This is a genomic window from Candidatus Melainabacteria bacterium (genome assembly GCA_003963305.1).
GTDB lineage: Bacteria > Cyanobacteriota > Vampirovibrionia > Obscuribacterales > Obscuribacteraceae > PALSA-1081.
Genome location: RXJR01000032.1, coordinates 41402 through 66945 on the forward strand (window position 1 = coordinate 41402; position 25544 = coordinate 66945).

Below are 25544 nucleotides of genomic sequence, written 5' to 3' on the forward strand. Positions count from 1 at the left end.
TCAATCAGGAAAGTAAGAATAGGCATCGACGTTGGTGGCACCTTCACGCACGCTGTGGCGCTCGACGCTGAGACCCTGGAAGTGCTGGGAAGGTCAAAAGTACCGACAACTCATAGAGCCAGCGAAGGCGTGGCTAAAGGGATTATCGACTCACTGACTAAGCTGCTTGCCGGTGCGGGCATTAAACCGCAAGACGTGACATTCATCGCCCACAGTACGACTCAGGCCACCAATGCTCTCCTGGAAGGCGACGTGGCGCCCGTTGGAATTTTATGCCTGGGAGCCACATCTAATAACTGGATCGCCAGAGCCTCAACAAAGCTAGGAAGAATCAGGCTGGCACCAGAAAAATATCTGCTCACCTACTACAAATTTCTGGACAAAAACGATGCCGGCGATAAAGCAAAGCTGGAAGAAGCGCTAAAAGCCCTGGTTGAGATGGGCGCAAAAGCAATCGCCGTGACACAAGCATTTTCTGTAGACGACCCTGGACCAGAGCTTGCAGCGCTAGAAGTGGCGCGCTCGATGGGACTTCTTGCCACCTCCGGTGCGGAAGTGAGCCAGTTGTACGGATTGAAAGTGCGTACCCGCACTGCCGTAATCAATGCAGCCATGCTGCCAAAGATGATCGAGAGCGCCGACATGACGGAAAAAAGTGTACGGGGCGCAGGCATAAAAGCTCCGGTGATGATAATGCGCTCAGACGGTGGCGTCATGGACATCGATGCGATGCGGAAACGTCCGATTCTGACGATGCTGTCAGGACCAGCCGCAGGCGTGGCAGCGGCGATGATGTTTCTGCGCATCTCAGACGGCATTTTCTTGGAAGTGGGCGGCACGAGCACTGACATTTCAGCTATCAGCAATGGCAAGGCACAAATTCGCTCCGGTGAAGTCGGCGAACACAAGGTCTACATGCGCACACTGGATGTGCGTACTGTTGGCGTGGCTGGTGGCTCCATGCCGAGAATCGACGCAACCAGGATAGTTGACGTCGGTCCTCGCAGTGCCCATATTGCCGGCGTGGGCTACGTGTCGTTCTCTGAGCACTTGCTCAATCCGACCATCAAAACCATAAGACCAAAACCAGACGATCCCGATGATTACATGGTCATCGCAGAAGGCGACAGCGACCCATCCATGTGCCTGACTCCCACTTGTGCCTCTAACCTTCTGGGTCTGGTTCCAGAGGGAGACTGTGCCAGAGGCGACAGGGAGAAGATCAGCCTGGCCTTCGAAACCCTCTCCAAACGGCTAAACCAGCCAAGCGAAAAACTGGCTGAAGAGATGCTCAAACTGGCAGCAGACAAGTGTATTCCAGTCGTCAAACAACTAATCAAAGATCACAAACTCGACCCGGACCTTGTCACACTTGTTGGTGGCGGGGGCGGTGCAGCGGCAATAGTTCCTTTCGTAGCCAAACAGATGAACATGCCTCATTCGCTGGCCTCATACGCCGACGTGATTTCAGCAATAGGCGTTGCCCTGGCGTTAATACGCGAAACGGTAGAGCGACAGGTGGTGAACCCGACTAACGAAGATATTCTCAAAATCAGAGAAGAAGCACAGGCGGCTGTGCAAAAAATGGGTGCAGATCCCGCCTCGATCGAAATACACGTTGAAATTGACAGCCGCACCAATGTCATCCGCGCCACCGCATTTGGTGCAACCTCGATGACAGAGAGCAAAGACGCGCGCAAAGCCCTGTCCGATTCCGAAAAAACCGAGTTGATTGCGCAGTCGATGCGAACCAAGCCCGAACTCGTCAAACTGACAGCCGAGACTAAATTTTTCCAAATCTATACTGCCCCCTGGACTCAAAGCCATTTCGGCGGATTGATCAACAACAAGATGCAGGCAGTCAGGGTCATGGATACTGCCGGCAGCATTAGATTGCAAATACAAAACGGGGTCGTAAGCGCCACCACATCCGACCTGGCAGAAGCAAGTATTTCCACAATAGCCGAAGAGCACTCAGTCTGGGGTGACGCCGGCAAAGTCATTCCTGACATTATGATTCTTGCCGGACCGAAAATTATCGACCTCTCCGGACTGCTGAGCGTCGAACACGTCAACACTCTGGCAAAAGCGGAATTGAATGAATTGCCGCGCAACACGCCGGTCGTAGTGTTGGGCAAGCTGGGCTGACAATGAACGAAAAGGAGCGAATGGAGGAGTTCCTCACAGGCGTTGGTCAATTCAATCGCCGGGAATTTTTCGAATGTCATGAAACTCTTGAACATTTGTGGACAAACGACCGTTCGCCTGAACGAGAATTGATCCAGGGCATAATTCAAATAGCTGTCGGTTATTACCATTACTTACGCAGTAATCGCGTTGGTGCATTAAAACTCTTGACGCGTGGATTGGCTCGAGTGAAAAAGTTTCAGGACAAAACGATGCGATTGAATATCCGTCAGTTCGCCCTGGATGTCGAGTCGAATATCCACTCCATAGAGACTTCTCAAGTGGATACATTTCCACCCATAACTATCCCCATAATTGAGGTTTTACAGGATTGACAAGTTGTTGAAACCCCGGCAAGCATTTATTATCCTTTGCATGGGGCGCCGGGCGGCTGAGTTATCCTAAGATAGTCAGGTCGCAAACCTGTACATTTGCATGACGCCCAAGATCACAGGGAAATCCTTACCAGACCGTGAAAGCCAACCACAACATCTTGGTAGTTGACGACGAACCAGCACACACCATGCTGATTTCAGAGCTATTGAGGCGGGCTGGCTACACTGTAGCGTCGGCTAATGACCCTTTCAAAGCTCTGGCAGCCTGCAAAGTGCGGACCCCCGATGTGGTCATTCTCGATCTGCACATGCCGCTTATGGGCGGAATGGATGTTTTCGATAGATTGCGTGCAGAGCAAAAGACAAGCAATATTCCAATTATCTTTCTTGGCAATCGTGAACAGCCGGTGCCGACCTTTAAGGTGGACGAGCCCAACAGCGAAGACATCCTGTTCAAACCTTTTGCTCCAAATGAGTTGCTTTCACGCGTGCGCTCTCTTTTGAAGGTGAAAGCACTGCGCGATGAGTTGAAGAAAAAAGAAGAGCAGATAAGCGAACTGACCTTAACCGATCCCCTCACCTCACTGAAGTCGCCCCGTTACCTGGATGAGTTTCTCAAGACCAGCTTGAAGCAGTCGCGCCGCTACAATGTGCCAATAAGCGTCGTGGTTCTGGAGGTCGACCAACATAAGGAACTTATCCGCGCCGTTGGACAGTCAGGTGCAGAAAAGGTAGTGACTCAACTGGCGCAGATTGTCGACTCTCAAATGCGCGATTCGGACATTGTCGTACGCACAGGCGAATTCGAACTTACTGTTGTGCTTACAGCCACAGATGTCAACGGGGCAATCGAGGTTTCAGAGCGCTTACGCACCGACGTAGCACAGAAGCCGTTTACAGCTGACGAAATAGAGTTCTCAATCACTGTCAGCCTCGGTATCTGCCAGTTCAACAACAACATGGACGACGAAGGCAAAGTCTTGCTCTCCCATGCTCGAGCCGCGGTCTCACACGGACACATGAACGGCGGCAACATCAGCCTGAAAGCAGAATAGCCATTCACGACGAGCCAAGTCTCGTGGGGTATAAGAAAGTTACCCGAGAGAAGATTCAGCTTGGCAGACACAGATCTCACAATTCCCCTCAAACATCCACAGCTCAGGACCTTAAACAGCCTGGCGGCATCGGTGGACAGGGTCTACTTCGGCGTGACGGCATTGGTCGGCCTGGCCGTCATCTACTTCCTTGCCGCGCCGTGGGGTCCTGCATACGCAGTCGCCAATCCTTCCATAGGGATGACAGCATTCTTCCTGCTGCTTGGCTGTCTTATAGCCGGAGCCATAGTCAAACTGGTCAAAGCCACTTGCTCGGATGATTTACTGATCAACCGGGATGGACTGTATCTGCCTATCATGGTTGCCTTTCTCAACAAAGCGAAAGTCTGGCAGAGTTGGATCGGCGTAACAATGGCAACCATCACCAGAGGTGAGGGCGATAACCGCAGCCTTCTTTTGCAAACCAAGTCAGGAGCTTCCATCGACATCCCGCTTGCAGGCATGGAACCGCAGGCAATCGAGCAGTTATTGCTCTCCATCGAACTGTGGGGAAGCGGCTGCACGCGCGACCAGTCAGTCTTTGACTACCAGGCCGAGTTGCACAATCAAAGCAAAGGGCTGAGCCAGCTCAGTTACACCGACATGTGGAATGAAGAACTGGGGCGCCGTTTTTCATCAACGACTTTTGTACCACTCGAACCGGAAAGCAAATTACAGAACGGACGACTGAAAGTATTACGACAACTGGCTTTTGGCGGTCTTTCTGCCATCTATTTAGTGCAAGACGGACAGAAAGAGATGTGCGTTCTCAAAGAAGCCGTTGTGCCTGAATCTATGGAAGTTTCCAACCGCGAAGCAGCTGAGAAATCGTTGCGCAGAGAAGCTACGATTCTTTCCCAACTGAGACACCCACACATCATCTCGGTGCTGGACAATTTCAACGAAGCGGGGCACCACTACTTACTCTTACAACACGTAGTCGGGCAAGATCTTCGTCAACTGGTGCGTCAAAACGGTCCGCAACCAGAAGCAAAAGTCCTCGATTGGGCCGTGCAAATTCTGTCGGCGCTCGAATATCTGCACACTTACGAGCCGCCCATCATCCACCGAGACCTGACGCCTGAGAACATTGTCTTGCGCAATGACGGCACAATCGTAATCATCGATTTTGGTGCTTCCAACCAGTTCCTTGGCACCATGACCGGTACCATTATCGGCAAACAGGCATACATGGCACCTGAGCAATTGCAAGGAAAAGCGACGACACAGAGTGATATTTATGCATTTGGAGGCACATTGCATTTCCTCCTCACAGGAAAAGACCCCATCCCCTTGAGCGAGTCACATCCCGCACAACAGGTAGCAGTGTCAAACGAACTGGACGCGCTGGTCGGAAGATGCACCGCACTGGATCTTGAAACTCGATACCGGTCCGCCGTGAAAATCAAAACCGACCTGGTAGAACTTTATTCACAACATACAATCGGCAAACTATTTAGCGACACCTGAATCTATGGAAAATTCGAAGAACAAACCGCATCTAGAGCGGCAACAAACCGATATCGAATTGAAAGTCGCAGCTGACGATCAAGACAAATCAGACTCGAACAACCAGGAAAACACGCCCGCAGAAACCAATCCAACAACCGCAGAAACTGACCAGACAACCGCAGAAACCGATCAGACAACCGCAGGCCCTGACCCTACAAAGGCAGAAACCGAACAGGCAGCCAGCTCTAGTCAATCGACGACATTACCGAGCGAGAATACATCTGATTCACGAGATCTGCGAGTAACCGTTCTGGCAGAGCGCAAAGCCAGGGAGCAAGCTTTTTTAGCAGAGTACAAACAAAAGCAAATGCGCACCCGCGTCAAGTTCGGCATCTTCACCTCGATATTTCTGGGAATATTTGGCACCAGCATTTACTACGTTTGCAGCCAGAATGCCAAGGCCGCTGCGGCGCTGGCACAGTTTCAACCGATTCCGATTTTCGCCTGTCTTGGAGAACGAGACATGGCTTACTTCACAATGAGCGGGTTCACGAGCAACACAGGCAGCACTAAGGCAGATCCAAAACTGATCGAAGAGCGCATCAAAATCTTGAACCGCTCAATAACACAAGAAGAGCAGGCGGGACGCTCAGCCATCTTCACGAGATTAGGGGCAGAGCAAATGCTGGTGCGCCAGGGGCAGCGCGACGCCGGCTTCAAATTCGCCGACCCGCTCATCGCAGCCCATCCTGAACTACCCAGCAACTGGCTCTGGAGAGCGAAAGTCGATTTCGATCATCTGGATTTTGCAAATGCAGTCAAAGATTACGACCAGGCGTTAAAGCTTATCGAGAGCGCTCCTTCAAACGTAGGCGAGTCATTCCATGAGGAATTTATCAAAGCCATCTGGGCGGCTATCGATGCAGGAGAATTCGACAGCGCCAGACGATTCCTCGCACTGACGGAGAAACATGGGTTAGACGACTACGACGTCAAAGGTCTTAGAAGTCAGATTCTTCTGTCGCAATCAGAAGCGCTGGCTGTGCCTGAATTGCGCAAGACGGACCTCTGGAATAACGAGATTGCCAACTACAATCTTCAGCTTCTAGACGAGGCATACAATACGGCTTCAGAAATGGATTTCACCACATCTTATGAAGCGTCCACGATTGTCACCGACATCAGTAAACGTGATCTGCTCTTCGAAACCAATTTACGCGCCGGTCAGCACCGCAAAGCCATTGAGACCAATGCAGAATCGTTGATGAAAACCTATCAAATACGGCGCGCCGCCATGATGCTGCTCTGGCAAGGTGAGCCGCAACGAGCTTTAGATGCGCTTGCACCACTGAGAAAACGAAGCGCATACAGCGGCAAAAACCTGGAAATACTCGCAGCACAAGCGCTCCTCAAGCTGCATCGCCCAACTGAGGCGCTGCAGATAGCAGAGAAAATGCTCAGCACCTATGACTCACCGGACGGACTTTATACAGGCAAGCTCTACTTGCCGTATCGCACTATCAAGGCGCAAGCACTGCGCGATGCAGGTCAATATCGCCAGGCGATAGCAGAAAGCGACGCCATCATTGCTATCAATCCAAAACTGATAGCACCACGCTTAGTGAAAATCGAATCGCTGAAAAAGCTCGGCGATGCAAGCGCCGCAGCTAATGAGCGAGACCAGACCATAGCCCAACTGAACAGCCTGCTCAAAAACAATAAACAGAACGACTACAAACAGAACAACACGGAAAAACAGAAATAATACAGACAACGACTGAATGAGATGACAGAAAAGCAAACCAAGCTTCAAGATACGACACCAGATGTGGTGCTAAAGGCTTCTGCCGAAGAGACAGAAGCCAAACCCGGTACTGCCAGAGCTGCTTTGACTGTCTCTGCAAGCAAACATTCACCCGACTCGCTTTACGACGAAGATCCCTCCAACATGGTCAGGCAAGCGCGAAAAGTTCGCCCATCGCCAGCCCTGGTCAGCCTGGCTGAAATTTTCGATGTGGGCGTAATCGGAGCCTTCGGAGCTACCGTTGCAGCCCTGTCGGTAGCTATTATTGCCGCACTTCTGCCAGGCACAGACAAAAGCTTCGCCGCTATCGCAGGATGCGCCTTCGCTTCCGGACTGGCCGGTTTCTCGATCTTCATGATTTCGGCGCTGATTCCGATCTTCTATCCGCTCGCAGCACTCGCACTGCAAATCGCCAGCGGCACTTTCGTCGGTACGATTGTTCTCGACGCGATCTGCGCCTGGCTGGGAGCCGATCCTGCCAGTGTTCCGTTAGTAAGCACACTGGGCTCGACGTGGTTGACGATTGTGTTTTCGTTACTTCCAATTTTCGCCTGCCCTCTCTATTTTGCAATTTCACTCAGCTCAAAATGGCAGACGTCTCTAGGATGGTCCATAGTCGGTTTGATGGTTTGCGATGAAAACGGCATGCGTCCATCGTTTTCCAAAGCTTGGAATCGAACCTTCTTGCGCTTGTGGTGGCCGATTATGTTTCCCGGCAAACTCAGCTACTCAGGACTGATTGATGACTGGGTGGAGGAACACAGCAAAACAGTGCTTGTTCTGAAACCGCAAAATCTGAAAGCGGAGCTTATCAAAGCCAAGGATCAGGTACAGAAATCAACCGACAAAGTGACTGTGATTGCTCGCAGCGCAGTCATCGGCGCAGGAGCACGGCAGCTTATGGGGCAACGACTGCAAGGAGCTGCGCTGTCTGCGCAAGCGGTCAAGAAAATGCTGAAACCAGACTGGCAGGCTATTGTTCTGCGCGCTGAATCATATTTCGTGATCATGCTCGGGCTGCTCTTCCTGGGGCGCTGCAATGCTGCCTTCTGGACGCAGGTTTACTATCACGGTTTCCCGATTACCAGCCACGCAGTCGGCAGCTCGCTTTACTCCTTCTTGAACGAACATCCTCAGACGGCGCAGTTCATCCCCATGGGCATAGCGGCGTTCTATCTCTCCCTCCTGATACTGGCACGCCGATCGATTCCGCAAATACTGGAAATGACATCGAAAGGCTTTACCCTCAAATCCTCTTCTTTCAAAAAGCGAGGGCTGCAAAAGTGGGAAGATGTCTCGTCGATACATCTAGAGCAGGGCACAGGCAAAGATCCGGAAGAAAAATGGATGGTTTTTGTAATGAACAATGCCGCGCCTATCAAAGTGCGGCTCGACATTATTCGTTCGATCAGCTCTAAAGAGGAAATTCTCAGAGCGCTGGAAAGATGGGCTCCCCATGCGGCAAAAGATTCCGAACTGCTGAGCAGCTTACAGCCGCCGAGCGACTACAGTTATACCGACATTTGGCTGGAAGCACTGACCGGGCCACCCAAACGGGACAAACTGAAACCGCTTGTAAGCGGTGCCGTCCTGAAAGACAATCAATACAAAGTTACCGACGTCATCGCCGTTGGCGGTCAGGGGTCAGTTTATCTGGCAAATGATTGCGTTTCAAATGAGGATGTCGTCTTAAAAGAGTTTGTTCTGCCGGTCTACGTAGACCTGACGGTGAGAAGAAAAGCAATTGAACGCTTCGAAAAAGAGTCCAGGCTGCTCAAACAACTCGAACATCCCCGAATCGTTAAACTGCTCGACTACTTCGTTGAAGACTATCGAGCCTACATGGTGCTGGAACATTTGAACGGCAAAAATTTGCACCAGATTGTCAAAGAATCAGGCAAAGTGAACGAAAAAGAAGCACTCTCACTGGCACTGCAAATGTGCGAGATTCTCAAGTATCTGCACAGTCAGGAACCACCAGTGGTGCACAGAGATTTCACGCCGGAGAATCTCATACTGGGAACCGACGGAACACTAAGATTGATCGATTTTAACGTTGCCCAGACTCTCGATCAGGCGGCCACCACAACAGGAACAGTGGTGGGCAAACCATCGTATCTGGCGCCCGAGCAATTTCGAGGCGAGCCGATGCCGTCAAGTGATATTTATTCGATGGGTGCAACCCTGGCTTATATTCTCACAGGGGAAGACCCGACCCCAATTTCACAATCACACCCGGCTCAGGTCAACCCAGCCGTCAGCGCTGGGCTGGATCAGGTTGTAGCAACCTGTACAAACTACGACAGCGGTTTGCGATATCAATCTATTGAAGATATCGAAAATGCGTTGCGGTCCTGCTAAAATCAAAACTTATCGGGGCGTAGCGCAGCTTGGTAGCGTGTCCGTTTCGGGTGCGGAAGGCCGGAGGTTCAAATCCTCTCGCCCCGAGAATTTTTATAAATGAGTAGGATATGCGCTATCCTGCGGGTTCGAGAGCGACCAGATGCTGGCTTATCTGCACGGAACAATCGCGCTGAAAGAGATGACAACAGGTCAGGCAGACCGGTTGGTGCTGGATGTAAGTGGGGTCGGGTTCGAACTGACCGTATCGCGGCGCACGCTGATGATGCTTGGTTTGCCGGGCGATGAAGCAACTGTGCACACAGCTTTGACGATTCGCGAGACAGAGTGGAACCTGTTTGGCTTCGCAACTCAAGACGAACGCGCTATCTTTGGGCTGCTGCAGTCAGTCAGCGGCATCGGACCCAAACTGGCTCTGGCACTGGTGGGCACACTTGGTCCACAACAGCTGGCAGAAGCAATTCTTGCAGGCGACCAGAAAATGATCAGCCAGGCTCCGGGAGTGGGTGCCAAAGTAGCCCAGCGTATTATTCTGGAGTTGAAAGCTAAAATCGAAGACTGGACCAGACAACGCGGATTGTCTACAGACATGCCGGATGGTTGGAGTTCAATAGCGGAAGAAGTGCGCAATATATTGGAAGGACTGGGTTACACCGGCACCGAAATCAATATGGCTCTGAAGAAAGCTCGTGAAGAAAAACTAGACGAAGATGTCGAGTCGTTGGTTCGTTTCAGCTTGAAAGTGCTGGGTGCAGCATCCATCTCCTAGGCGAATGCGCTCAGCAGAGGCTCTCTAGTGAACAATTCTGTGCCTGCCACTGTCAAACCAAACAAGAAAAACATGCTCGCGTTTCGCGGTGCAATGCTTGGATTCGTCGTTGGCACCGGCATCTCGATTGTACCCGTCTGCGGCATCCGCCGCACCATGGCTCTGATCGCGAGCGAGCCGGCCCAGGCGATTTTTTTTGTTGAATGGATTCTTGCCTGCGCCATTACAGGCGGTGCACTGCTACCCAAATTCATCCAGGCGCATGAGCCGGCAGTCAAAGAAACTCAGCCTGTAAATCTTGCCCAGGCACTGTTCAAGAGACTGCTGATGCCACTGGGCTCCCTTATTTTCTTGCTTCTGTATTTTGCAGCAAGCGCTCTCTGTCAGCGGCTGAACATGGGCGTCGTTCACGGCGGCACTCTCACCACGCAGATATTACAGTACACAGGTCTGGCGCTCACCACCTTCGGTCTTGCTACACATAGCTATGCGCTGTTAGCACCGGCACGTTCAATAGTTGTCTCCGAAAATGAAACAACTTGCAGTCAAACCGCTGTTTTAAGCCTCAGACATCCATGCTTTTTCGCAGCCCTGGTGACGCTCACAGGACTGCCTCTGGTGATGGGCACATGGTATCCACTCTTTGCTATTCCAGGAATCTTTATTGTGTTCAAGTGGATTGCAACCGAACAAGAAAGGAACTTGCGTGAGAGATTGGGAGCGAATTATGAAGAGTTCCAGGCAAAAACCAAAATGTTACTGCCATACTTATATTGAAGAACGGTTTCGCCTGACGACCAACTGAAGCCGTAAAGAACAGTGAAAGCAATGCCAGACTCACCACAACACGTTCCCAACCAGATTCTACTGATGATCAAGTCCGCCACAAGCGACCAGGAGGCCGCAGCGGCTATTGCAAAATGCGGCGGTGTAATTATCAAACAAAACTCGAACGGAAGACTGAGAAGCGTCCTGATAGAAGCGAAAGATGTTGAAAGCACTATCGAACAGCTGAAGCTATCAAACTGTTTTGATGCAATTCAACCGAACTACATAAGCAAAATACCGGAATAAGTCAGTTGGTGAAGTAAAAGAGCGACGATTCCCGGCCTGAAGGTTGAGATTGCAGAAAAATGTGCATCGTCGAGCGAATACCGGTTTCTGGCTGTATTTCGTAAGGAAAGAAGTTGAACTGACCGAGATCGCTGCGCACCAGATCAAAAATGTCCGACGGCACGTAAACAGTGCTCACCATCGCCTGCTTTAAACCAGTATCAAGCATAAGGCGAACGATGGCGTTAGCGACAGCGCAGTGACTGTTTCCCATATTGGAGTTGGGTCTGAAATAGATAACGCCCTGCTGACCGGAGTCAATGTCGAGCGTGTGCACCTTGCGACACCCGATTGGTCTGCATTCGTGATACCACAGCTCTTCGTAGGCGACGGCGGCATAAGACGACCGCTCGCGCCCCAGGCGCGGTGTGAGGCGATACGCAACTTTTACTTTACTGACTGGATGCAGTCCAGAACTCGGGAAACTAAGAAAGTTTTTCATCTCAGTGGTATCAGCCATGATGACCCAGTCGAAACGCTTATTCATCGTGTCATCGGAAAAGTCATCAACATCCTCACTATCCTGTGCAGCAGTCAAACCACCAGGCAGTGAAAGCAAGAGAATGAATGCGAATAAAAGCGGAAAGAACCTGACCGCTCTATTCATTGATGAAGTAACCTTTGGTGATCGGATTGCGCCCGAGGTTCTCCCACGGTGAAGTGGCAGAAATTCTAAACGGAACAGGCTCAGTGAGCCCGATAGCACTGACGCCCATGTAACGCAGCAAGATAGCAGGGGAGATTTGACAATCGACTGAGAGCTCGAGAATGTACTCGCAAGGATTTTTGGGTCCCTCAGGCAGCCATGCTTTCGGTATCTTTCTCGGCTCGGTGATTACAATCCGCTCGTTGGGAGTATTATTCTGAGTTATAACCAACCTCAAAACAATGTTCTTTGGCTGCACTCCACCCAGCCTGATCAGTCTGGTCTCAAGTGAAGGGTCGGCGTCCATGACGGCGAAAGATTGACTGAGACTTTCACACAGCGACAACTTCCGGGCATAGGTACCGATTAGTTCCTGAGCCAGGAAGTATCGAACCGGCATGATGCCCAGGTCGAGCAACGGAATAAAGAACAAAAATACAAGCAAAATCAGCGCGGCAGCAAATTCTGTGATTTGCTGACCTTTGTTACGTCGAATTTTTACGCGTATCATGCGGCGCCGTGCTTTGATAGAATCTGCATCAGAATAACATGTGACGTCACCCACGCCCACGGTCTCCTTAATGACAGCTCGTTCAACCAGGCTATCTCCGCGCTTTGTAAGAAATCAGCAGGGCAGCATGCTGACCATGACGACGATGGTCATTGGTCTTGTGCTCCTGGCTTGCTTGATTGGCTTTGGATTCTACTTGTTGCTGGCCCAGCAGAAAAAAGGCCAGCATGAGGCTGACAACTTAACCCTGGCGGTTGCAGAGTCGCTTAATAAAGATGACAAAATCGGGCAGATGAACAACGTCGTCGCCAGGTGCAGAGAGCTTGTCTTCGTATCCAGGCAAAACGCTAATGCGGCGTCGGAGGAACGAAACCAGATCCTCGCACCTCTGGCTAACCAGCTTCTGGATGAGTCAAGAAGCAGCGCCCAGTTCGTCGAAGCCGAGCGAAAGAACGAAATCGCCTACATTACGAAGAAAGCTCGCGAATCAGTCGAACGCTACAACTTGAACACCCACACAGAATCTACGTTCACTTTGCCCTGGTTTAAAACTTATGACCCACACGTGCAAGACGTCTACCTGGGCTACATCGATAAAGTTCAGTCGAACGTAACCAACACTGATGTCATCCCTGAGCTGCGTGAGCACGACGAGAAACAGAAATACTTCGAAAAGGGCAGTCAACTTTATCGCGGAAATATTGACGCTAAGCTGCCTTCACCTGACAGTGACCTGATCTTCAAAATTTCATCGCTTCCGGCAGACGTAGAAAAATCTGTTTCGCCACCAAGGCTTACAAATCCGGAAGTATTCGTAAAACTGGCACCACTGTTTCTTGACGCCAAGTATACAGACCAGCGTAAAGCAGACCAGATACCCTCCGCTGTGGAGATTTTCGCGAACATGGATGTATCGATGAAAACCGGAAATCAGCAGGTTCGAATCGGCTCCACAGCTACCACAAATGGTGGACAGCCAATCCCGTAAGGCTCCACCCTCGAAAGAACGAGTCGTCGAAAAGTTCTGCAGACAGCGAAAGTGGAGCACCTGGAAAAGTGCTCCAACCTCACAAGGCACCAAATATGGTGCAAAAACGAGCTCGAACCGGACGTTCTCAACCCAGATTCCAAAAGCTCATCTGTGAAAGCGGGCGGCAATTATGACGAATTGTCAACAGGTGGATATTGAATCTACCGGGTCACCCCCAGTGTGCCAGTGTACAAGCTCTGCAGGCACGAGGTATACTCGCAAAAGCTTTGGTGTTCGAGGATTGGCAATGAAAAACTTTGGTCGCGATCAGATCAGTCGTTTCGCTCTCACAGTAGCGATGGTACCCGGGATCACTCTGTGCGTCGTCTCAATGGCGAAGGCACAGTCAACTAAACCGAATACTCCCGAATCCGTACCGAATCAGATCCTCGTAATGGTTCATCCTGGCTCAGACAAAGATGAAGTCAGCAATGCACTGAAGGAATTGAACGGTAAAGTTGTGCGGACGATGACCAACGGCAAGCTTGTTTGCAACGTCATCGAAGTGCCAGCCGGTAAAACAGACGAAAGCATTCAAAAACTGACCAAAGAGAAGAAGCTGTTTGATGCTGTGCAGCGCAACGTGATCAGTAGACTGCAGAACCATCAGCACTTCCCACCACCGCCACCTCCACCTCCACCTCCGCCTCCACCACCTCCTCCTCCTCCACCGCCACCACCTCCACCTCCACCTCCACCTCCACCACCTCCTCCACCTCCGCCACCCCCTCCTCCGCCACCACCACCGGGGAATTTCCCTAATGGCGCGCCGAACGACCCAGGCTACAGCTCGCAGTATCATCACGGCGTGATGAACGTACCGACTGGCTGGGCGAATGGAGGCTCCGGTCAGGGCGTCACAGTGGGAGTGATCGACAGCGGTGTGATCGGCTCTGAAATTGACCTGTCCGGAAAAGTAGATGCAGGCTTCAACGAAAGAAAGGGTTCCGGTCCTGGAAACACAGACCAGACACCAGGTCCGAACGCGTTCTACCACGGCACATTCGTCTCGACATGCTCGATGGGTAACACCAACAACGGCATCCTCGGCGCATCGCCGGCGTATCAAGCCAACATCATTCCGGTGAATGTGTTCGATAATCAGAGCTCAACGACCGATGCCGACATCATCAACGCTCTCTTCTATCTGGAAGGGCGCAACGTCAAGCTGATTAACTTGAGCGTAAATGCCAGCGTGCCATACACGTTTGCAAACTCGAGAATCCATCCAGCTTTGACCACTGCACTGGCTGACTTCTACAACAACCACAACGGCTTGCTCTTCAATGCGGCAGGAAACGATGGCAGAAGCGATTCAAGCCCACGGACCAACAACCTGATCGTTATCTCGTCGGTCACAAGTACGTCTACGCTTTCTTCGTTCTCCAACTATGGAGGTCCGGTCTGGTTTGCAGCACCCGGTACCAGCATAGTCTCGGGTGACGGCACGAACAAATTGAGCACCGCCAGCGGAACGTCATTCGCATCACCACTTGCGATGAGCGTTGCTGCCCAGATCTGGGGACTGCGCCCCAATCTGACAAACGCCCAGGTGCTCAGCATCATGCAGTCGACGGCTACAAAACCGGCAGGTTATACACAAGCTAAATTCGGTTACGGCATCGTCAATTCCGGCGCTGCTGTGCAAAAGGCACTTACCTTTTAAAAACCTAATTTACATTTTCAGATGACAAGGGGTGCATCCACTTGGGAAGCCCCTACAATAGGCTCAACGGTGCGAAGCAAAGTTGCGAATGCATCGGAAGTCTTATCGCCGCGAGCGATACACTGAACAACCATGCGCGTGAGCAGCACGCCAGCAAAGGAGATACAGCGATGATGAATGAACTACCATTAACAAAGGATGAGCGTCTTTGTCTCCAAGCATGGTTCAGACAGGCAATAGTGCAACTAGAGCGTGAAGAAGTCACAGCCAGACTTCTAAAAGAACACGCCGCCGAAGCAGCTTGCGAAGACGGTCACAGATCACCGGTCATCCGTCGTCGCAGCCGTCGCAGCACCTTCTCGCACGTCAGCCAGTTCGCAAAAGCTAGATAATTAAAGGCACTCAGACCGAATTATCGGCGAATCATCATATGAACGGCAGTTCCCAACGAACTGCCGTTTTTCTTTGCCCCAGTTCGACATTGACCCAGGACGAAGAATAAACCGGGCGAATATATCAAATAGATATAGAAAAATATTGTTCCAGGAATTTGAACTATATCTGACGAAATGACGTCTTCTCTTATGTAGAATGACTGAGTGGGACATCGCCCAATCCGACTTCGCACGCCAAGCCGCCTGCGTAAGCGTCAGACCACACTTAACAATCAGGCTTGCGCCAAGCCAATCAGCAGGACGCGAGCAGGTAAGGCACTCGCGTCCACACAAAACACTCCGGAGACACCGCATGCCGCCACGCCCATACGTACCGCTGCATCTGCACACCGAGTACAGCCTGCTCGACGGAGCGACTCGTATCAAAGAGCTGGTCAAAAAAGCTAAGGCAGAAAACATGCCGGCAGTCGCTGTCACCGATCATGGTGTCATGTATGGTGCCATCGAACTAACCAAAACATGTCAGGAATTGGGCGGCGTCAAGCCTATCATCGGGTGCGAAGGCTATATCATCGATGGCGACATCAAAGACAAATCCGTTCGTCCGCCACTTTATCACCTCATTCTCCTGAGCAAAAACAAGACCGGCTACAAAAATCTGGTCAAGCTAAACTCGCGCGCACACACCGAGGGCTACTATTACAAGCCTCGCATGAACAAAGAGATGCTCGCAGAGCACAGCGAAGGTCTGATTATTCTTTCAGGCTGTCTGGGCGCTGAGCTCAGTCAACATCTGCTCAAAGATGAATACGACAAAGCCCTCGCAGCCGCTAAGTGGTACAAGGAGGTCTTTAAAGACGACTATTACATCGAAATTCAGGACCACGGCTATCCCGAAGATCGAAAAGTAAATCGACAGCTCGTCAAGATCGCAAGAGAGCTGGGCATCAAACTTTGCTGCACAAACGACAGTCACTTTACCGGCAAAGATGATGCGGTTGCTCATGACTGCTTGTTGTGTATTCAGATGGGCAAGAACGTCGTCGATGCTCAACGCATGAAGTTCAGCGGATGGGAATACATCAAAAACGGCGACGAGATGTATCACCTTTTTAGAGACCACCTCGACATCGAACACATCGAAGAAGGATTGCGCAGCACACTCGAAATCGCCGATAAGATCGAGTCCTTCAAATTAGCCAGTGAACCACGCTTGCCTGTATTTACCGTGCCGCAAGGACAAACAGCCGAATCTTACTTGAATCAGCTGGTTCACGAAGGCATCAAAGAAAAATACAAAGAGGTCACGCCTGAAGTACAGACTCGAGCTCGTGTCGAACTGGAAGTAATCGAAGGCATGAATTTTGCCTCTTACTTCTTAATCGTCAGCGACTTCATCCAGTACGCAAGAAAGAAAGGAATTCCAGTCGGTCCCGGTCGAGGTTCTGCCGCCGGCAGTCTGGTTGCTTACGCCCTGGGCATCACAAACATTGACCCCATCAAGTACAACTTACTGTTCGAGAGGTTTTTGAATCCTGAAAGAAAGTCGATGCCCGATATCGATACAGACTTCTGCATCGAACGTCGCGAAGAAGTGATCAAATACGTCGGCGAAAAATACGGAGCCGATCGGGTTGCGCAAATCATCACATTCAACCGCATGACCAGTAAAGCTGTCATCAAAGACGTTGCTCGCGTGCTTGAATTTCCCTTCGGTGAATCTTCCAAGCTCGCCAAAATGGTACCAGTGGTGCGCGGTAAACCAACACCACTCGATGAAATGATCGCTGACCATCCTGAGTTCAAGAAGGTCTATGCGATTAGCGACGAAGCCAGACAGGTGATCGATGTCGCTCGCAAGTTAGAGGGCGTCAACAAAAGCTTCGGCATGCACGCAGCCGGCGTCGTCATCTCCGACGTGCCGCTGGAAGAGCTTGTGCCGGTGCAGCGCAATAATGACGGCACCATCATCACTCAGTTCTACATGGAAGACGTAGCATACGTCGGACTGGTGAAGATGGACTTCCTCGGACTGCGCAACTTAACGATGATCGATAAGGCAGTCAAAATCATCAAACAGCTGCACGACATCGACATAGTGCCTGATGAACTGCCGATCGATGACGAGAAGACATACACAACAATCTCCAACGGCGACCTGGCCGGTATTTTCCAGCTAGAAACTTCATCCGGTATGCGACAGGTCGCACGAGACATGAAGCCAAACTGCATGGAAGACATTTCGGCTCTCATCGCTCTTTATCGTCCGGGTCCGCTCGACACGGGGATGATCGACAAATTCATCGATTGTAAGAACGGCAAGACCAAAATCACTTATGCAACGCCGCTTCTGGAGCCGATTCTCAAAGACACATATGGGCAAATCGTCTACCAGGAGCAGGTCATGCAGATCGCTCAACAGCTGGGCGGTTACAGCCTCGGACAAGCAGACTTGCTGCGCCGCGCCATGGGTAAGAAAAAACCCGAAGAGATGGAAAAGCAGCGCGAAATCTTTGTAGGAGGATGCGTCAAAAACGGCGTACCAAAAGAAGTCGCCAACGATCTCTTCGACATGATGGTGCAGTTCGCCGAGTACTGCTTCAACAAATCGCACAGTCAGGCGTACGCCCTGCTCACCTACCAGACCGCATACCTGAAGACGCACTACCCGGTTGAATACATGTGCGCTCTGCTTTCGAGCGTCAGCGGCGACCAGGAAAAGGTTCAGGGCTACATCGCAGAGTGCCAGGCCATCAATATAGATATATTGCCTCCAGACGTGAACATCTCAGGCAATGACTTCACCGTAGACGGAACCTCAATCAGGTTCGGATTGAGTGCGGTAAAAAATGTAGGCGAAGCGGCTGTTGAAGAAATCGTAGCTAAGCGCGAGCTGCACGGCAAGTTCGACTCATTGAACGACTTCATCTCCAAAGTCGACCTGCGCATATGCAACAAGAGAACACTGGAAGCGCTGATCAAATGCGGCGCCTGTCTCAGCCTGGACGTCTCAAGAAAACAAGCTCTGGAGAATCTCGACGCCCTGGTTGAACGCGCGCAGCGCAAGCAAGCGGAAGAAGCGAGCGGTCAGATCAGCTTGTTCAGCATGGCAGCCGACACCGGCGTCAGTTTCGAACTAAAACTAACAGGCGACGGCAGCGAATACCAGGAATCCGAACTACAGAAGATGGAGCACGAGTTACTCGGATTCTACGTCACGAGCCACCCGCTCAAGAAGGTCTCCAACCGCCTTCGCTTCCTCACAACGCACACCCTGCGTGACATAAAAGAGGCGAAAGATGGCACTAACGTGATCATCGGCGGTCTGGCGATAAGTATCGAAAAACGGCTAACGAAGCAGAACAAACTTCTGTGCATTATCCATCTGGAAGATCCCGCCGGAAAGATGGAAGTGGTAGCTTACAGCGAATTGCTCGACAAAACGCCACCCGAGGTGCTTGTGCCGCAGTCGTTACTGCTGATCAAAGGCAAGATCAAAAAGAACGAAGATCAGATCTCAGTTCTGGCAAATTCAGTCAGACGAATTTCAGACGCGTCGATGGTCGACATTTACTTCAACAGTCACCAGTCGTTCAGCGACCTGCATCGCCTGAAAGATGTGCTGAACACCCACAAAGGCGAAGACCCTGTCTTGCTCCACTTCCCGCAAGACAGCAAATCGAACCAGACCATTCTGGTCGGCTCGCAATTCTGGGTGTCGCCGTCAGCTGACTTCGTCACAAACATGCACCGCAATTTCGAGGAGAATGTGCGCGTCATGGTCAAGAGAATCTTCGTCTAGCCCGCGGAAACCGCATGAATAGCTAGTCTTAGACCGGCCCTCAACAATCTCTTAAACTTGGCCGTCGTTCAGGAGTGTTACGGTTCTTCATCTCCTTGACCGAGCAAATCCAACCGGCGGCAATGGTGGCATCTCCACACAGAGCGTCGAAGAAGCCGATGGATAGCAGGATTTACCGCTCAGCAGAGTGAGCTGAAGACAACGCATGACATCCCGGACAACCTCGGCGACAGACGCCAGGAAAAAAATTTTTGTCAGCTTTCCAAACCCCTTCAAAAAAAATTTTTTTGCTGTAGAATAGCTCTTTCGTAATAACCCAAGGAGGTTGACTCGACAAACACACAACGCCCAATTCCCAGGCCCGGCTGTTGTCCAACTCTGGTGTAAAGTAAGCGTTTCGTGTACCCCGCAAAACACTTGGCTCAAAGCTTCGATTTCGTCGTCTGTGAAAGAAGTGTTTTGTACAACTCGGATTCCAAAACACAACGTTCGGTACACCAACGAACGGAAAGGGGGAAGAAACTATGTTCGGACCACATCTAATTCTTGAAGCCTATGGCTGCCCGAAAGACCTTTTGGCAGACCTAGGATTAGTTAGCCAGGCACTAGATGCGTATCCTGCGCAACTAGATATGACGAAAATCATGCCACCATACGTGTTCCGCTATCAGGGCACAGTAGAGGATGATTGGGGAGTAAGCGGAGTAGTGCTCATCGCTGAGTCACACATCTCCATCCACACCTTTCCTGAAAAAGGCTTCGTCACGCTAGACATCTTCTCCTGCAGAGAGTTTGATGTCCAGGCTGCGATCGATTACTTCAGTAGCGTATTCAAACCAGAAAGCTACGAGAAGCAACTGCTCATGCGCGGCCGCGAGTTCCCTCGCAGTCTCGGCAGAGCCGGTATCGCAGTGGAGTCTGAGCGTTTGCGTGTAGCTGCTGCAGCTGTCTAAAACGAATCCAGACATTGAAAAAGGCGCGGCGAAAGCTGCGCCTTTTGTTTTGATTAAGCCGCAGCTACCGTTTGTCGCCAACAATAAAGCGCGACGCTCGCCCCTATTCAAATGCACCATATGCAATATCATCCATACTTATTCGGCATGACCATAAAGTGGTGCCAGTCACATCATACAATCCTCCAGGCGCGCCTCAGCCGTAGCGAATTCGAAACATGAACGTGCCTCACTCCACAGCATGGCAAGGGCAATGCCACTCTGCAAATTTGACAGCCGACTCGTTTGCTCTTATCGAAAACTGGGGACCAGCTTGTAAGCAATTGTCAGCTCTTTCTCAAGGGAAAACACCATACAATTTAAAGAGGTCGGGACACACGGAGAAAGATTGGCTGAGATTTTTATACGGTTGTCAGGCACTATTTGGCGTACGCTTACGTCAGAGTCAACGTGGTAAAAGTTGCCCATTAAGGGGTAGATTGTAAGCAGGGAGAGAGAGTAATCAGGAATGAAGGTTCCGAATATTCCGATTAAAGGCGAAGTCGTGGTTTCCAGTGTTCCGGAAGAGCGCACGGTCGAGTTCCCAGCGAACAGGTCCCTGGGCGAGCTCTATATACTAGACAAGGAAGGCAAGACACAGTTTCACGGCGATGCCGTGGGGCCGGTCAAAGTGCCCGGGGGCGCAGTCTTATCGCTCTACTACAGCTTCGATCCCATCTACGGATGCGCACTTTTATCAGACGTTAAACCAGACGGGCTTCATAGCCTCTCTTTTCTAGGCAGCGATATCGGCGACGCCGAGCTCAGCCACGTCGGACGTTTGACAGGACTGAAGGAGCTGGACGTAAGTTGCACCCAGGTCGGCGATGAGGGCATGGTCCATCTAAAAAACCTGACAGAGCTTACAAAATTGAACCTGTCGTCCACACAGGTGACAACAGAAGGTATCGCGACAATCTCAACCATGCCCAAACTCAAAGAGCTGGTCCTGGATGACACTGAAATAGGCGATGAAGCCCTCAACCACATCAAAAATCTTGCCGAACTGCAAATACTGAGCCTTTCCTTTACAGATGTGAGCGATAAAGGTCTGAGCAAGCTCAAAGAGATGAAGAATCTGGAAAAATTGCGCCTCAATTGCACAGACATAGGTGATGACGGTCTGGGCTTTATCGGTAAGCTGACAAACTTGAAAGAGCTCTGGCTGCGCAGCACTCAGGTTAGCTACCCTGGTCTGGTAGAACTGACCAAATGGCTGCCCAACTGCGAAATTATCATCTAAAGACGGCTATTTGGCGCCAGAATTCGGCGATAGACTTCGGCATCTACGTTGCCGCCGCTGGCAATACAACAAACAGTCTGATCGGCAAACCAATCCTTCTTTGATAGCAAAGCTGCGACGGCAAGAGCGCCTGTCGGCTCCACTTTCAAATTGGCAGCGGTGAACAAAATTCGCACGGCATCTTCAATTGCTGCCTCATCGACTTCGATTATAGTGCGCAGACCGGATTGTAAAATCGGCCAATTGTTCAAACCAACGCTCAATGTTCGCGCACCATCAGCGATGCTCTGGGGCTCGCTTTCATTTCTTATAATTTCACCTTTCTGCAGGGAGCGAGACGCATCATTTGCCATTTGCGGCTCGGCGCCAAAAACTGGTGTATGGTCATGATGTCGCTGCAAAGCACGGATTATGCCCGATGCCAACCCGCCACCACCGACGGGGACAATGACAGCGTCAAACTTATGACCGGATTCTACAAGCTCTTCACCTAACGATGAGTTGCCATCAATAACCAGCTGGTCATCGTAAGCTGAAACGACCTGAGCATCAGGGTGTTCGAGGGCTAACTGCGTGACACGCTCAGCTCTGCTAATTCTGGTTGTGTCGACGATGTCGACAACGCCGCCATAACTGGCAACTGCATCTATTTTGACTTGTGCTGATGTGCCAGGCATGACCACCGTGCACTTCTTTCCCAACAACTGGCAAGCACAAGCTAGAGCCTGACCAAAATTACCTGATGAAGCGGCAATCAAATGCGGCGCTTCCGTTTGCTGAGCGACATTGTATGCAGCTCGAAATTTAAAACTGCCTGTGTGCTGGAAAGTTTCCGAAGCAATGACTACGTTTGCACCGGCCAAACGAGACAAATTACGCGACTGAACAAATGTAGTTGGTCGCACTGCACGTCGCAGAACCTCAACGAAGTTAAAGGTTTGAGACATGCGGTCCCAGCCTAGTGTGTTACGTCAGACTCGCGTGGTGCTTTGCCGGCCGTTTCAAGACTCGACGACGAACCTTTCTTGTGAAATACGTTCAGCTTGCCGAACGTTCCGAAGGTTTTGCCAACCAGACCTGGTTCTTTGTTGCTGCTCTGCAGCTTTGGCTCGGGCTTCAAGCCGTGTGCCTCAGGCTTGACCTGTGCCGGCTGCGGTGGCGTTCCGTCCAGTAATTCGCTGTTTCCAGCTGGTTTCAAGTCTTCTTGCTTGGCAGCAGGTTTGCTGGCCACGGCTTTTGGAGCGACCAATTTGTCTGATTTACCGCCTCCCGTAAAAGGCAATTTATCAGCCACGGCATGCGTTCCGTCTTTCACCGTGTCTCCGGCAGCTTTGGCGCCCTGAGCAACTTTGCTGCCCATCTTCTTCGTGCTTGTGCCGATCGCGCGTGCACCCTTTATAAAGAAATTGCCCGACGCCTTAGCACCACTGGCGATACCATCGCCAACTGCTTTGGTACCTTTTTTCATGGAATCGCCAGCAGCCTTGGTGCCACTTGCAATACCGGAACCGGCGGACTTGAATTTATCGTTCACCCCTGACAACAGTCCATCACCATCGCCAGAAGGAGCAGCTTTTACTTTTGTTGGTTTCTTAGCCTGCTGGGCGGGTGCTTCGCCCGACTCGAACCCCGGCATTGTCACGAAGGTTGTGGTCGATTGCACTTCCTCCTGCGCCTCTCCGCCGAGCGAAGCGTCTGAGCGTGGAGCCTTACTGGGCTTGCTTTGAACCGGGGCAATGTAATTATTGGGATCTAGTGCGGAACCGGGCGTTCCGAGATTATTAGCCAGTGCGGCGGTGCTTGTTGCCGCGATGATGCAGGCAATGGCAACTGGCGCGGACTGCTTTTTAGCTCTCATCAGCTTCATTTTCTCCCTTCTAACCCGTGTGGGCACAAACTTTGTGTTGTTATAGCACATACGCGGAAGTGGTCATGAGCCCCAAAACCATCCAAGAGCGCGGCTCTATGGGTGTTTACAAGGACAACTGAGCATTGTTAAAGGCAGTCAATATACCGTTCAAATGTTTATAATGTCCACATACAATAATATTCGGGCAATACAAGGAACAAAATCACAATGCATCCAGCCGATTTTCAGACGTCTGCCGTGCTTTTCATTGCAATCGTGCTCGGTTATCTAGTCCTCAGCCTTTTCGTACTGGGCGGCAAAAAAGTTTACTTTGAGCCCTTCGTCGAGAAAGACGAGCCCACACCGGCCAAAGATTCAACTCAAGCCAGCGCTTCCACCCCGCCGACCCTCTAAAGGATCGGACTTGAGACAGAGCTTTTGGACCAACAGGTTCAGGGCGCCGGTTCGACAGGTGGGTGCTCACGCAACTTTACAATCTCAACCGAGCACGGGGCGTGAGCAACGATCGCTTCCGACACACTGCCAAGCAAGAATTTGGTGAAACCCCGTCGACCGTGTGAGCCAACTACAATCAAATCAGCGGGCCATGACTTGGCGATTTCTAAAATCCGGTCTTTGATATAGCCCTCGACCACTTCCACGCTGACGGCGTCAGCACCGAATTTTTCAGTCAACTGGTGAGCACTGCTGTCAATCAGGTTCTTTGCCGAAGCCATTTGCTCAGCCTGCACCTCAACGGCCAGAGGCACATATGCTGTCTGCCAGCCGGCATATTCCGGGTGAAATGGCTCAACCACAGTTAGAACTTTGAAGGCGCTACCGTCAGGCCAGGGACGCTCGAGTACTGCATCCAACGCCGCTTTCGAGTAGGGCGAACCATCGACTGCGAGCAGAATATTCATAGACTCGTTCTCTCAACATGTTGCACGCTATAAGATGATTGCATTATCCAACTTTGAGCGACAATGTAAACCGCAGCAGCAAATTTTATTGACGCGTCTTCTGAACTCAGATAGCATGTTGATACAATTTGGCACTGCAATAAAGAAACGAAATGCGCACCAACTTTTTTTATTACTGGTTTAGAGAGGTTCACCTGGCGTGAGTTAGACCTTTCTTGGTCCTCCAGGTGAACCGCAGAAAATCTGCGGTTCTTTTTTTTAGCAAAACAAACTTGAGCAAGCAAATGCAAACGACTAATTGGTACTACAGCTTTTATTTCTTCACCAGCAGGATATTTTCCGGGCGGGAGTAACAAGCATATTTGTTTCAACCGATTTACCACCAGCCCGGAACCCAGTGAGGTCCCGGGCTGTAGCACTTTTAAAGGAGTTTTCGAAATGGACGCAAAATTGGCAAGCAAGAAAAACGGCGATGATACGACAATCATCAAGATAGGCAACGCCCACTGCGGCGGCAAAGATTTGATGATTATCGGAGGTCCTTGCACCGTCGAGAGCGCTCAGCAGATGGAGCAAGTGGCATGCAAGCTGAAGACAGCGCCGGTACAAGCCTTGCGTGGCGGCGTCTACAAACCGAGAACATCGCCATACGCATTTCAGGGTATGGGCATGGATGGATTGAAAATCCTCAACGACGTGCGAGAGCGACACCAGGTGCCAGTCGTCACCGAAGTTATGTCAATCGAACAAATTGAAGCCGTCTGCGCACACGCCGACATGCTGCAAATTGGCAGCCGCAACATGCAAAACTTCGAGCTTCTCAAAGCCCTGGGTAAAGTTCAGACTCCAGTGCTTCTTAAGCGTGGCTTGAGCGCAACAATTGAAGAATTTCTCATGGCGGCGGAATACATTCTCGCTTGTGGAAATCCCAATGTAATTATGTGTGAACGAGGCATTCGCAGTTTCGACACATTCACCCGCAACGTCCTGGATCTGGGCGCAGTTGTGGCTTTAAAGCAACTGACACATCTTCCTGTAATCGTTGATCCCAGCCACGCGGCAGGGAAACGAGAGCTGGTAGCCGATCTAGCCCGCGCTGCCATTGCCTGCGGTGCTGACGGACTGATCATCGAATCTCATCCTGAACCAGAGAAGTCGGTCTCGGATGCAAGACAGGCTCTGTCTTTACAGGACATGGTCGACTTGACGACGAGCTTGCGACCAATTGCCGAAGCAGTGGGACGCCGAGTCATTAACGCAGACAGAAGACAATTCTCGATCGTGAATTCTTCCGACAAGCATGTTAAAGTCTCATTCGAAAAAGATAAGTCAGGCAGCCTGCTGCGCAGACTATCGTAGGATTCACTGATTC

The 25544-nt window shown here is 51.1% G+C and carries 22 protein-coding genes and 1 tRNA gene; 18 read left to right on the forward strand and 5 right to left on the reverse strand.

Annotation, left to right across the window (positions count from 1 at the left end; all coding sequences use genetic code 11):
* Positions 1-3: 3 nt before the first annotated feature.
* The 10 genes from EKK48_28015 to EKK48_28060 all read left to right on the forward strand — a co-directional run bounded on the left by EKK48_28015 (position 4) and on the right by EKK48_28060 (position 11076).
* Positions 4-2148, forward strand: a complete 2145-nt coding sequence (locus EKK48_28015) for a hydantoinase/oxoprolinase family protein (protein RTL35765.1) — start codon at positions 4-6, stop codon at positions 2146-2148.
* Between the two features lie 2 nt (positions 2149-2150).
* Positions 2151-2522, forward strand: a complete 372-nt coding sequence (locus EKK48_28020) for a DUF309 domain-containing protein (GenBank protein RTL35544.1) — start codon at positions 2151-2153, stop codon at positions 2520-2522.
* 137 nt (positions 2523-2659) lie between these two features.
* Positions 2660-3577 (forward strand): diguanylate cyclase, encoded by a 918-nt coding sequence (locus EKK48_28025; protein ID RTL35545.1) that lies wholly within the window; start codon positions 2660-2662, stop codon positions 3575-3577.
* A 60-nt stretch (positions 3578-3637) separates the two neighbouring features.
* Entirely contained in the window at positions 3638-5086 is a 1449-nt protein-coding gene (locus tag EKK48_28030; protein ID RTL35546.1) for a serine/threonine protein kinase, read from the forward strand.
* 4 nt (positions 5087-5090) lie between these two features.
* Positions 5091-6833 (forward strand): hypothetical protein, encoded by a 1743-nt coding sequence (locus EKK48_28035; GenBank protein ID RTL35547.1) that lies wholly within the window; start codon positions 5091-5093, stop codon positions 6831-6833.
* 21 nt (positions 6834-6854) lie between these two features.
* Positions 6855-9233: a serine/threonine protein kinase gene (locus EKK48_28040; GenBank protein ID RTL35548.1), complete on the forward strand. Its 2379-nt coding sequence runs from the start codon at positions 6855-6857 to the stop codon at positions 9231-9233.
* A 13-nt stretch (positions 9234-9246) separates the two neighbouring features.
* Positions 9247-9320 (forward strand) — tRNA-Pro (locus EKK48_28045).
* 55 nt (positions 9321-9375) lie between these two features.
* The gene (gene ruvA / locus EKK48_28050; protein RTL35549.1) at positions 9376-10002 is read left to right on the forward strand and encodes a Holliday junction branch migration protein RuvA; all 627 of its coding nucleotides are present in this window, start codon (positions 9376-9378) and stop codon (positions 10000-10002) included.
* 27 nt (positions 10003-10029) lie between these two features.
* Positions 10030-10779, forward strand: a complete 750-nt coding sequence (locus EKK48_28055; GenBank protein ID RTL35550.1) for a hypothetical protein — start codon at positions 10030-10032, stop codon at positions 10777-10779.
* A 51-nt stretch (positions 10780-10830) separates the two neighbouring features.
* A complete protein-coding gene (locus EKK48_28060) occupies positions 10831-11076 on the forward strand; it encodes a hypothetical protein (GenBank protein ID RTL35551.1) in 246 nt (81 codons plus the stop codon).
* A gap of 1 nt (position 11077) precedes the next feature.
* On the opposite strand, the gene EKK48_28065 is transcribed toward EKK48_28060, so the two are convergent.
* Both EKK48_28065 and EKK48_28070 read right to left on the reverse strand, forming a co-directional pair.
* The gene (locus EKK48_28065; protein RTL35552.1) at positions 11078-11722 is read right to left on the reverse strand and encodes a hypothetical protein; all 645 of its coding nucleotides are present in this window, start codon (positions 11720-11722) and stop codon (positions 11078-11080) included.
* Complete coding sequence (locus EKK48_28070) at positions 11715-12326, reverse strand: hypothetical protein (protein ID RTL35553.1); 612 nt, start codon at positions 12324-12326, stop codon at positions 11715-11717. Before EKK48_28070 ends, EKK48_28065 begins: the two co-directional genes overlap by 8 nt.
* A 16-nt stretch (positions 12327-12342) precedes the next feature.
* Here EKK48_28070 and EKK48_28075 point away from each other — a divergent pair, with 16 nt between their 5' ends.
* The 6 genes from EKK48_28075 (at position 12343) to EKK48_28100 (ending at position 21400) form a co-directional block, all read left to right on the forward strand.
* Positions 12343-13260 (forward strand): hypothetical protein, encoded by a 918-nt coding sequence (locus EKK48_28075; GenBank protein ID RTL35554.1) that lies wholly within the window; start codon positions 12343-12345, stop codon positions 13258-13260.
* Between the two features lie 172 nt (positions 13261-13432).
* Positions 13433-14968 carry a hypothetical protein gene (locus EKK48_28080; protein RTL35555.1) on the forward strand — a complete coding sequence of 512 codons (1536 nt, stop codon included), beginning with the start codon at positions 13433-13435 and terminating at the stop codon, positions 14966-14968.
* Between the two features lie 170 nt (positions 14969-15138).
* Positions 15139-15360, forward strand: a complete 222-nt coding sequence (locus EKK48_28085; protein RTL35556.1) for a hypothetical protein — start codon at positions 15139-15141, stop codon at positions 15358-15360.
* A 199-nt stretch (positions 15361-15559) separates the two neighbouring features.
* Complete coding sequence (locus EKK48_28090) at positions 15560-19165, forward strand: DNA polymerase III subunit alpha (GenBank protein ID RTL35557.1); 3606 nt, start codon at positions 15560-15562, stop codon at positions 19163-19165.
* A gap of 524 nt (positions 19166-19689) precedes the next feature.
* Entirely contained in the window at positions 19690-20118 is a 429-nt protein-coding gene (gene speD, locus EKK48_28095) for an adenosylmethionine decarboxylase (protein RTL35558.1), read from the forward strand.
* A gap of 508 nt (positions 20119-20626) precedes the next feature.
* Positions 20627-21400, forward strand: a complete 774-nt coding sequence (locus EKK48_28100) for a hypothetical protein (GenBank protein RTL35559.1) — start codon at positions 20627-20629, stop codon at positions 21398-21400.
* Here EKK48_28100 and EKK48_28105 read toward each other — a convergent pair.
* Positions 21397-22347: a threonine/serine dehydratase gene (locus EKK48_28105; GenBank protein ID RTL35560.1), complete on the reverse strand. Its 951-nt coding sequence runs from the start codon at positions 22345-22347 to the stop codon at positions 21397-21399. The genes EKK48_28100 and EKK48_28105 overlap by 4 nt on opposite strands.
* An 11-nt stretch (positions 22348-22358) precedes the next feature.
* The gene (locus EKK48_28110; GenBank protein RTL35561.1) at positions 22359-23267 is read right to left on the reverse strand and encodes a hypothetical protein; all 909 of its coding nucleotides are present in this window, start codon (positions 23265-23267) and stop codon (positions 22359-22361) included.
* Positions 23268-23477: 210 nt separating this feature from the next.
* On the opposite strand from EKK48_28110, the gene EKK48_28115 reads away from it, so the two are divergent.
* Positions 23478-23663, forward strand: a complete 186-nt coding sequence (locus EKK48_28115) for a hypothetical protein (protein ID RTL35562.1) — start codon at positions 23478-23480, stop codon at positions 23661-23663.
* Between the two features lie 38 nt (positions 23664-23701).
* Here the strand turns inward: EKK48_28115 and EKK48_28120 are convergent, their stop codons facing one another.
* Entirely contained in the window at positions 23702-24172 is a 471-nt protein-coding gene (locus EKK48_28120) for a universal stress protein (protein ID RTL35563.1), read from the reverse strand.
* 438 nt (positions 24173-24610) lie between these two features.
* On the opposite strand from EKK48_28120, the gene aroF reads away from it, so the two are divergent.
* Positions 24611-25531: a 3-deoxy-7-phosphoheptulonate synthase gene (gene aroF, locus EKK48_28125; GenBank protein RTL35564.1), complete on the forward strand. Its 921-nt coding sequence runs from the start codon at positions 24611-24613 to the stop codon at positions 25529-25531.
* The last annotated feature ends 13 nt before the right edge of the window (positions 25532-25544 follow it).

What these genes read in the sequence shown, in the direction of transcription:
- EKK48_28120 (RTL35563.1), bottom strand. Translation starts at nt 24,172, where the DNA reads ATGAATATTCTGCTCGCAGTCGATGGTTCGCCCTACTCGAAAGCGGCG.
- EKK48_28020 (RTL35544.1), top strand. Translation starts at nt 2,151, where the DNA reads ATGAACGAAAAGGAGCGAATGGAGGAGTTCCTCACAGGCGTTGGTCAA.
- EKK48_28110 (RTL35561.1), bottom strand. Translation starts at nt 23,267, where the DNA reads ATGAAGCTGATGAGAGCTAAAAAGCAGTCCGCGCCAGTTGCCATTGCC.
- EKK48_28100 (RTL35559.1), top strand. Translation starts at nt 20,627, where the DNA reads ATGAAGGTTCCGAATATTCCGATTAAAGGCGAAGTCGTGGTTTCCAGT.
- aroF (RTL35564.1), top strand. Translation starts at nt 24,611, where the DNA reads ATGGACGCAAAATTGGCAAGCAAGAAAAACGGCGATGATACGACAATC.
- EKK48_28080 (RTL35555.1), top strand. Translation starts at nt 13,433, where the DNA reads ATGACGAATTGTCAACAGGTGGATATTGAATCTACCGGGTCACCCCCA.
- EKK48_28075 (RTL35554.1), top strand. Translation starts at nt 12,343, where the DNA reads ATGACAGCTCGTTCAACCAGGCTATCTCCGCGCTTTGTAAGAAATCAG.
- EKK48_28060 (RTL35551.1), top strand. Translation starts at nt 10,831, where the DNA reads ATGCCAGACTCACCACAACACGTTCCCAACCAGATTCTACTGATGATC.
- EKK48_28105 (RTL35560.1), bottom strand. Translation starts at nt 22,347, where the DNA reads ATGTCTCAAACCTTTAACTTCGTTGAGGTTCTGCGACGTGCAGTGCGA.
- EKK48_28035 (RTL35547.1), top strand. Translation starts at nt 5,091, where the DNA reads ATGGAAAATTCGAAGAACAAACCGCATCTAGAGCGGCAACAAACCGAT.
- EKK48_28115 (RTL35562.1), top strand. Translation starts at nt 23,478, where the DNA reads ATGCATCCAGCCGATTTTCAGACGTCTGCCGTGCTTTTCATTGCAATC.
- EKK48_28040 (RTL35548.1), top strand. Translation starts at nt 6,855, where the DNA reads ATGACAGAAAAGCAAACCAAGCTTCAAGATACGACACCAGATGTGGTG.
- speD (RTL35558.1), top strand. Translation starts at nt 19,690, where the DNA reads ATGTTCGGACCACATCTAATTCTTGAAGCCTATGGCTGCCCGAAAGAC.
- ruvA (RTL35549.1), top strand. Translation starts at nt 9,376, where the DNA reads ATGCTGGCTTATCTGCACGGAACAATCGCGCTGAAAGAGATGACAACA.
- EKK48_28090 (RTL35557.1), top strand. Translation starts at nt 15,560, where the DNA reads ATGACTGAGTGGGACATCGCCCAATCCGACTTCGCACGCCAAGCCGCC.
- EKK48_28065 (RTL35552.1), bottom strand. Translation starts at nt 11,722, where the DNA reads ATGAATAGAGCGGTCAGGTTCTTTCCGCTTTTATTCGCATTCATTCTC.
- EKK48_28085 (RTL35556.1), top strand. Translation starts at nt 15,139, where the DNA reads ATGATGAATGAACTACCATTAACAAAGGATGAGCGTCTTTGTCTCCAA.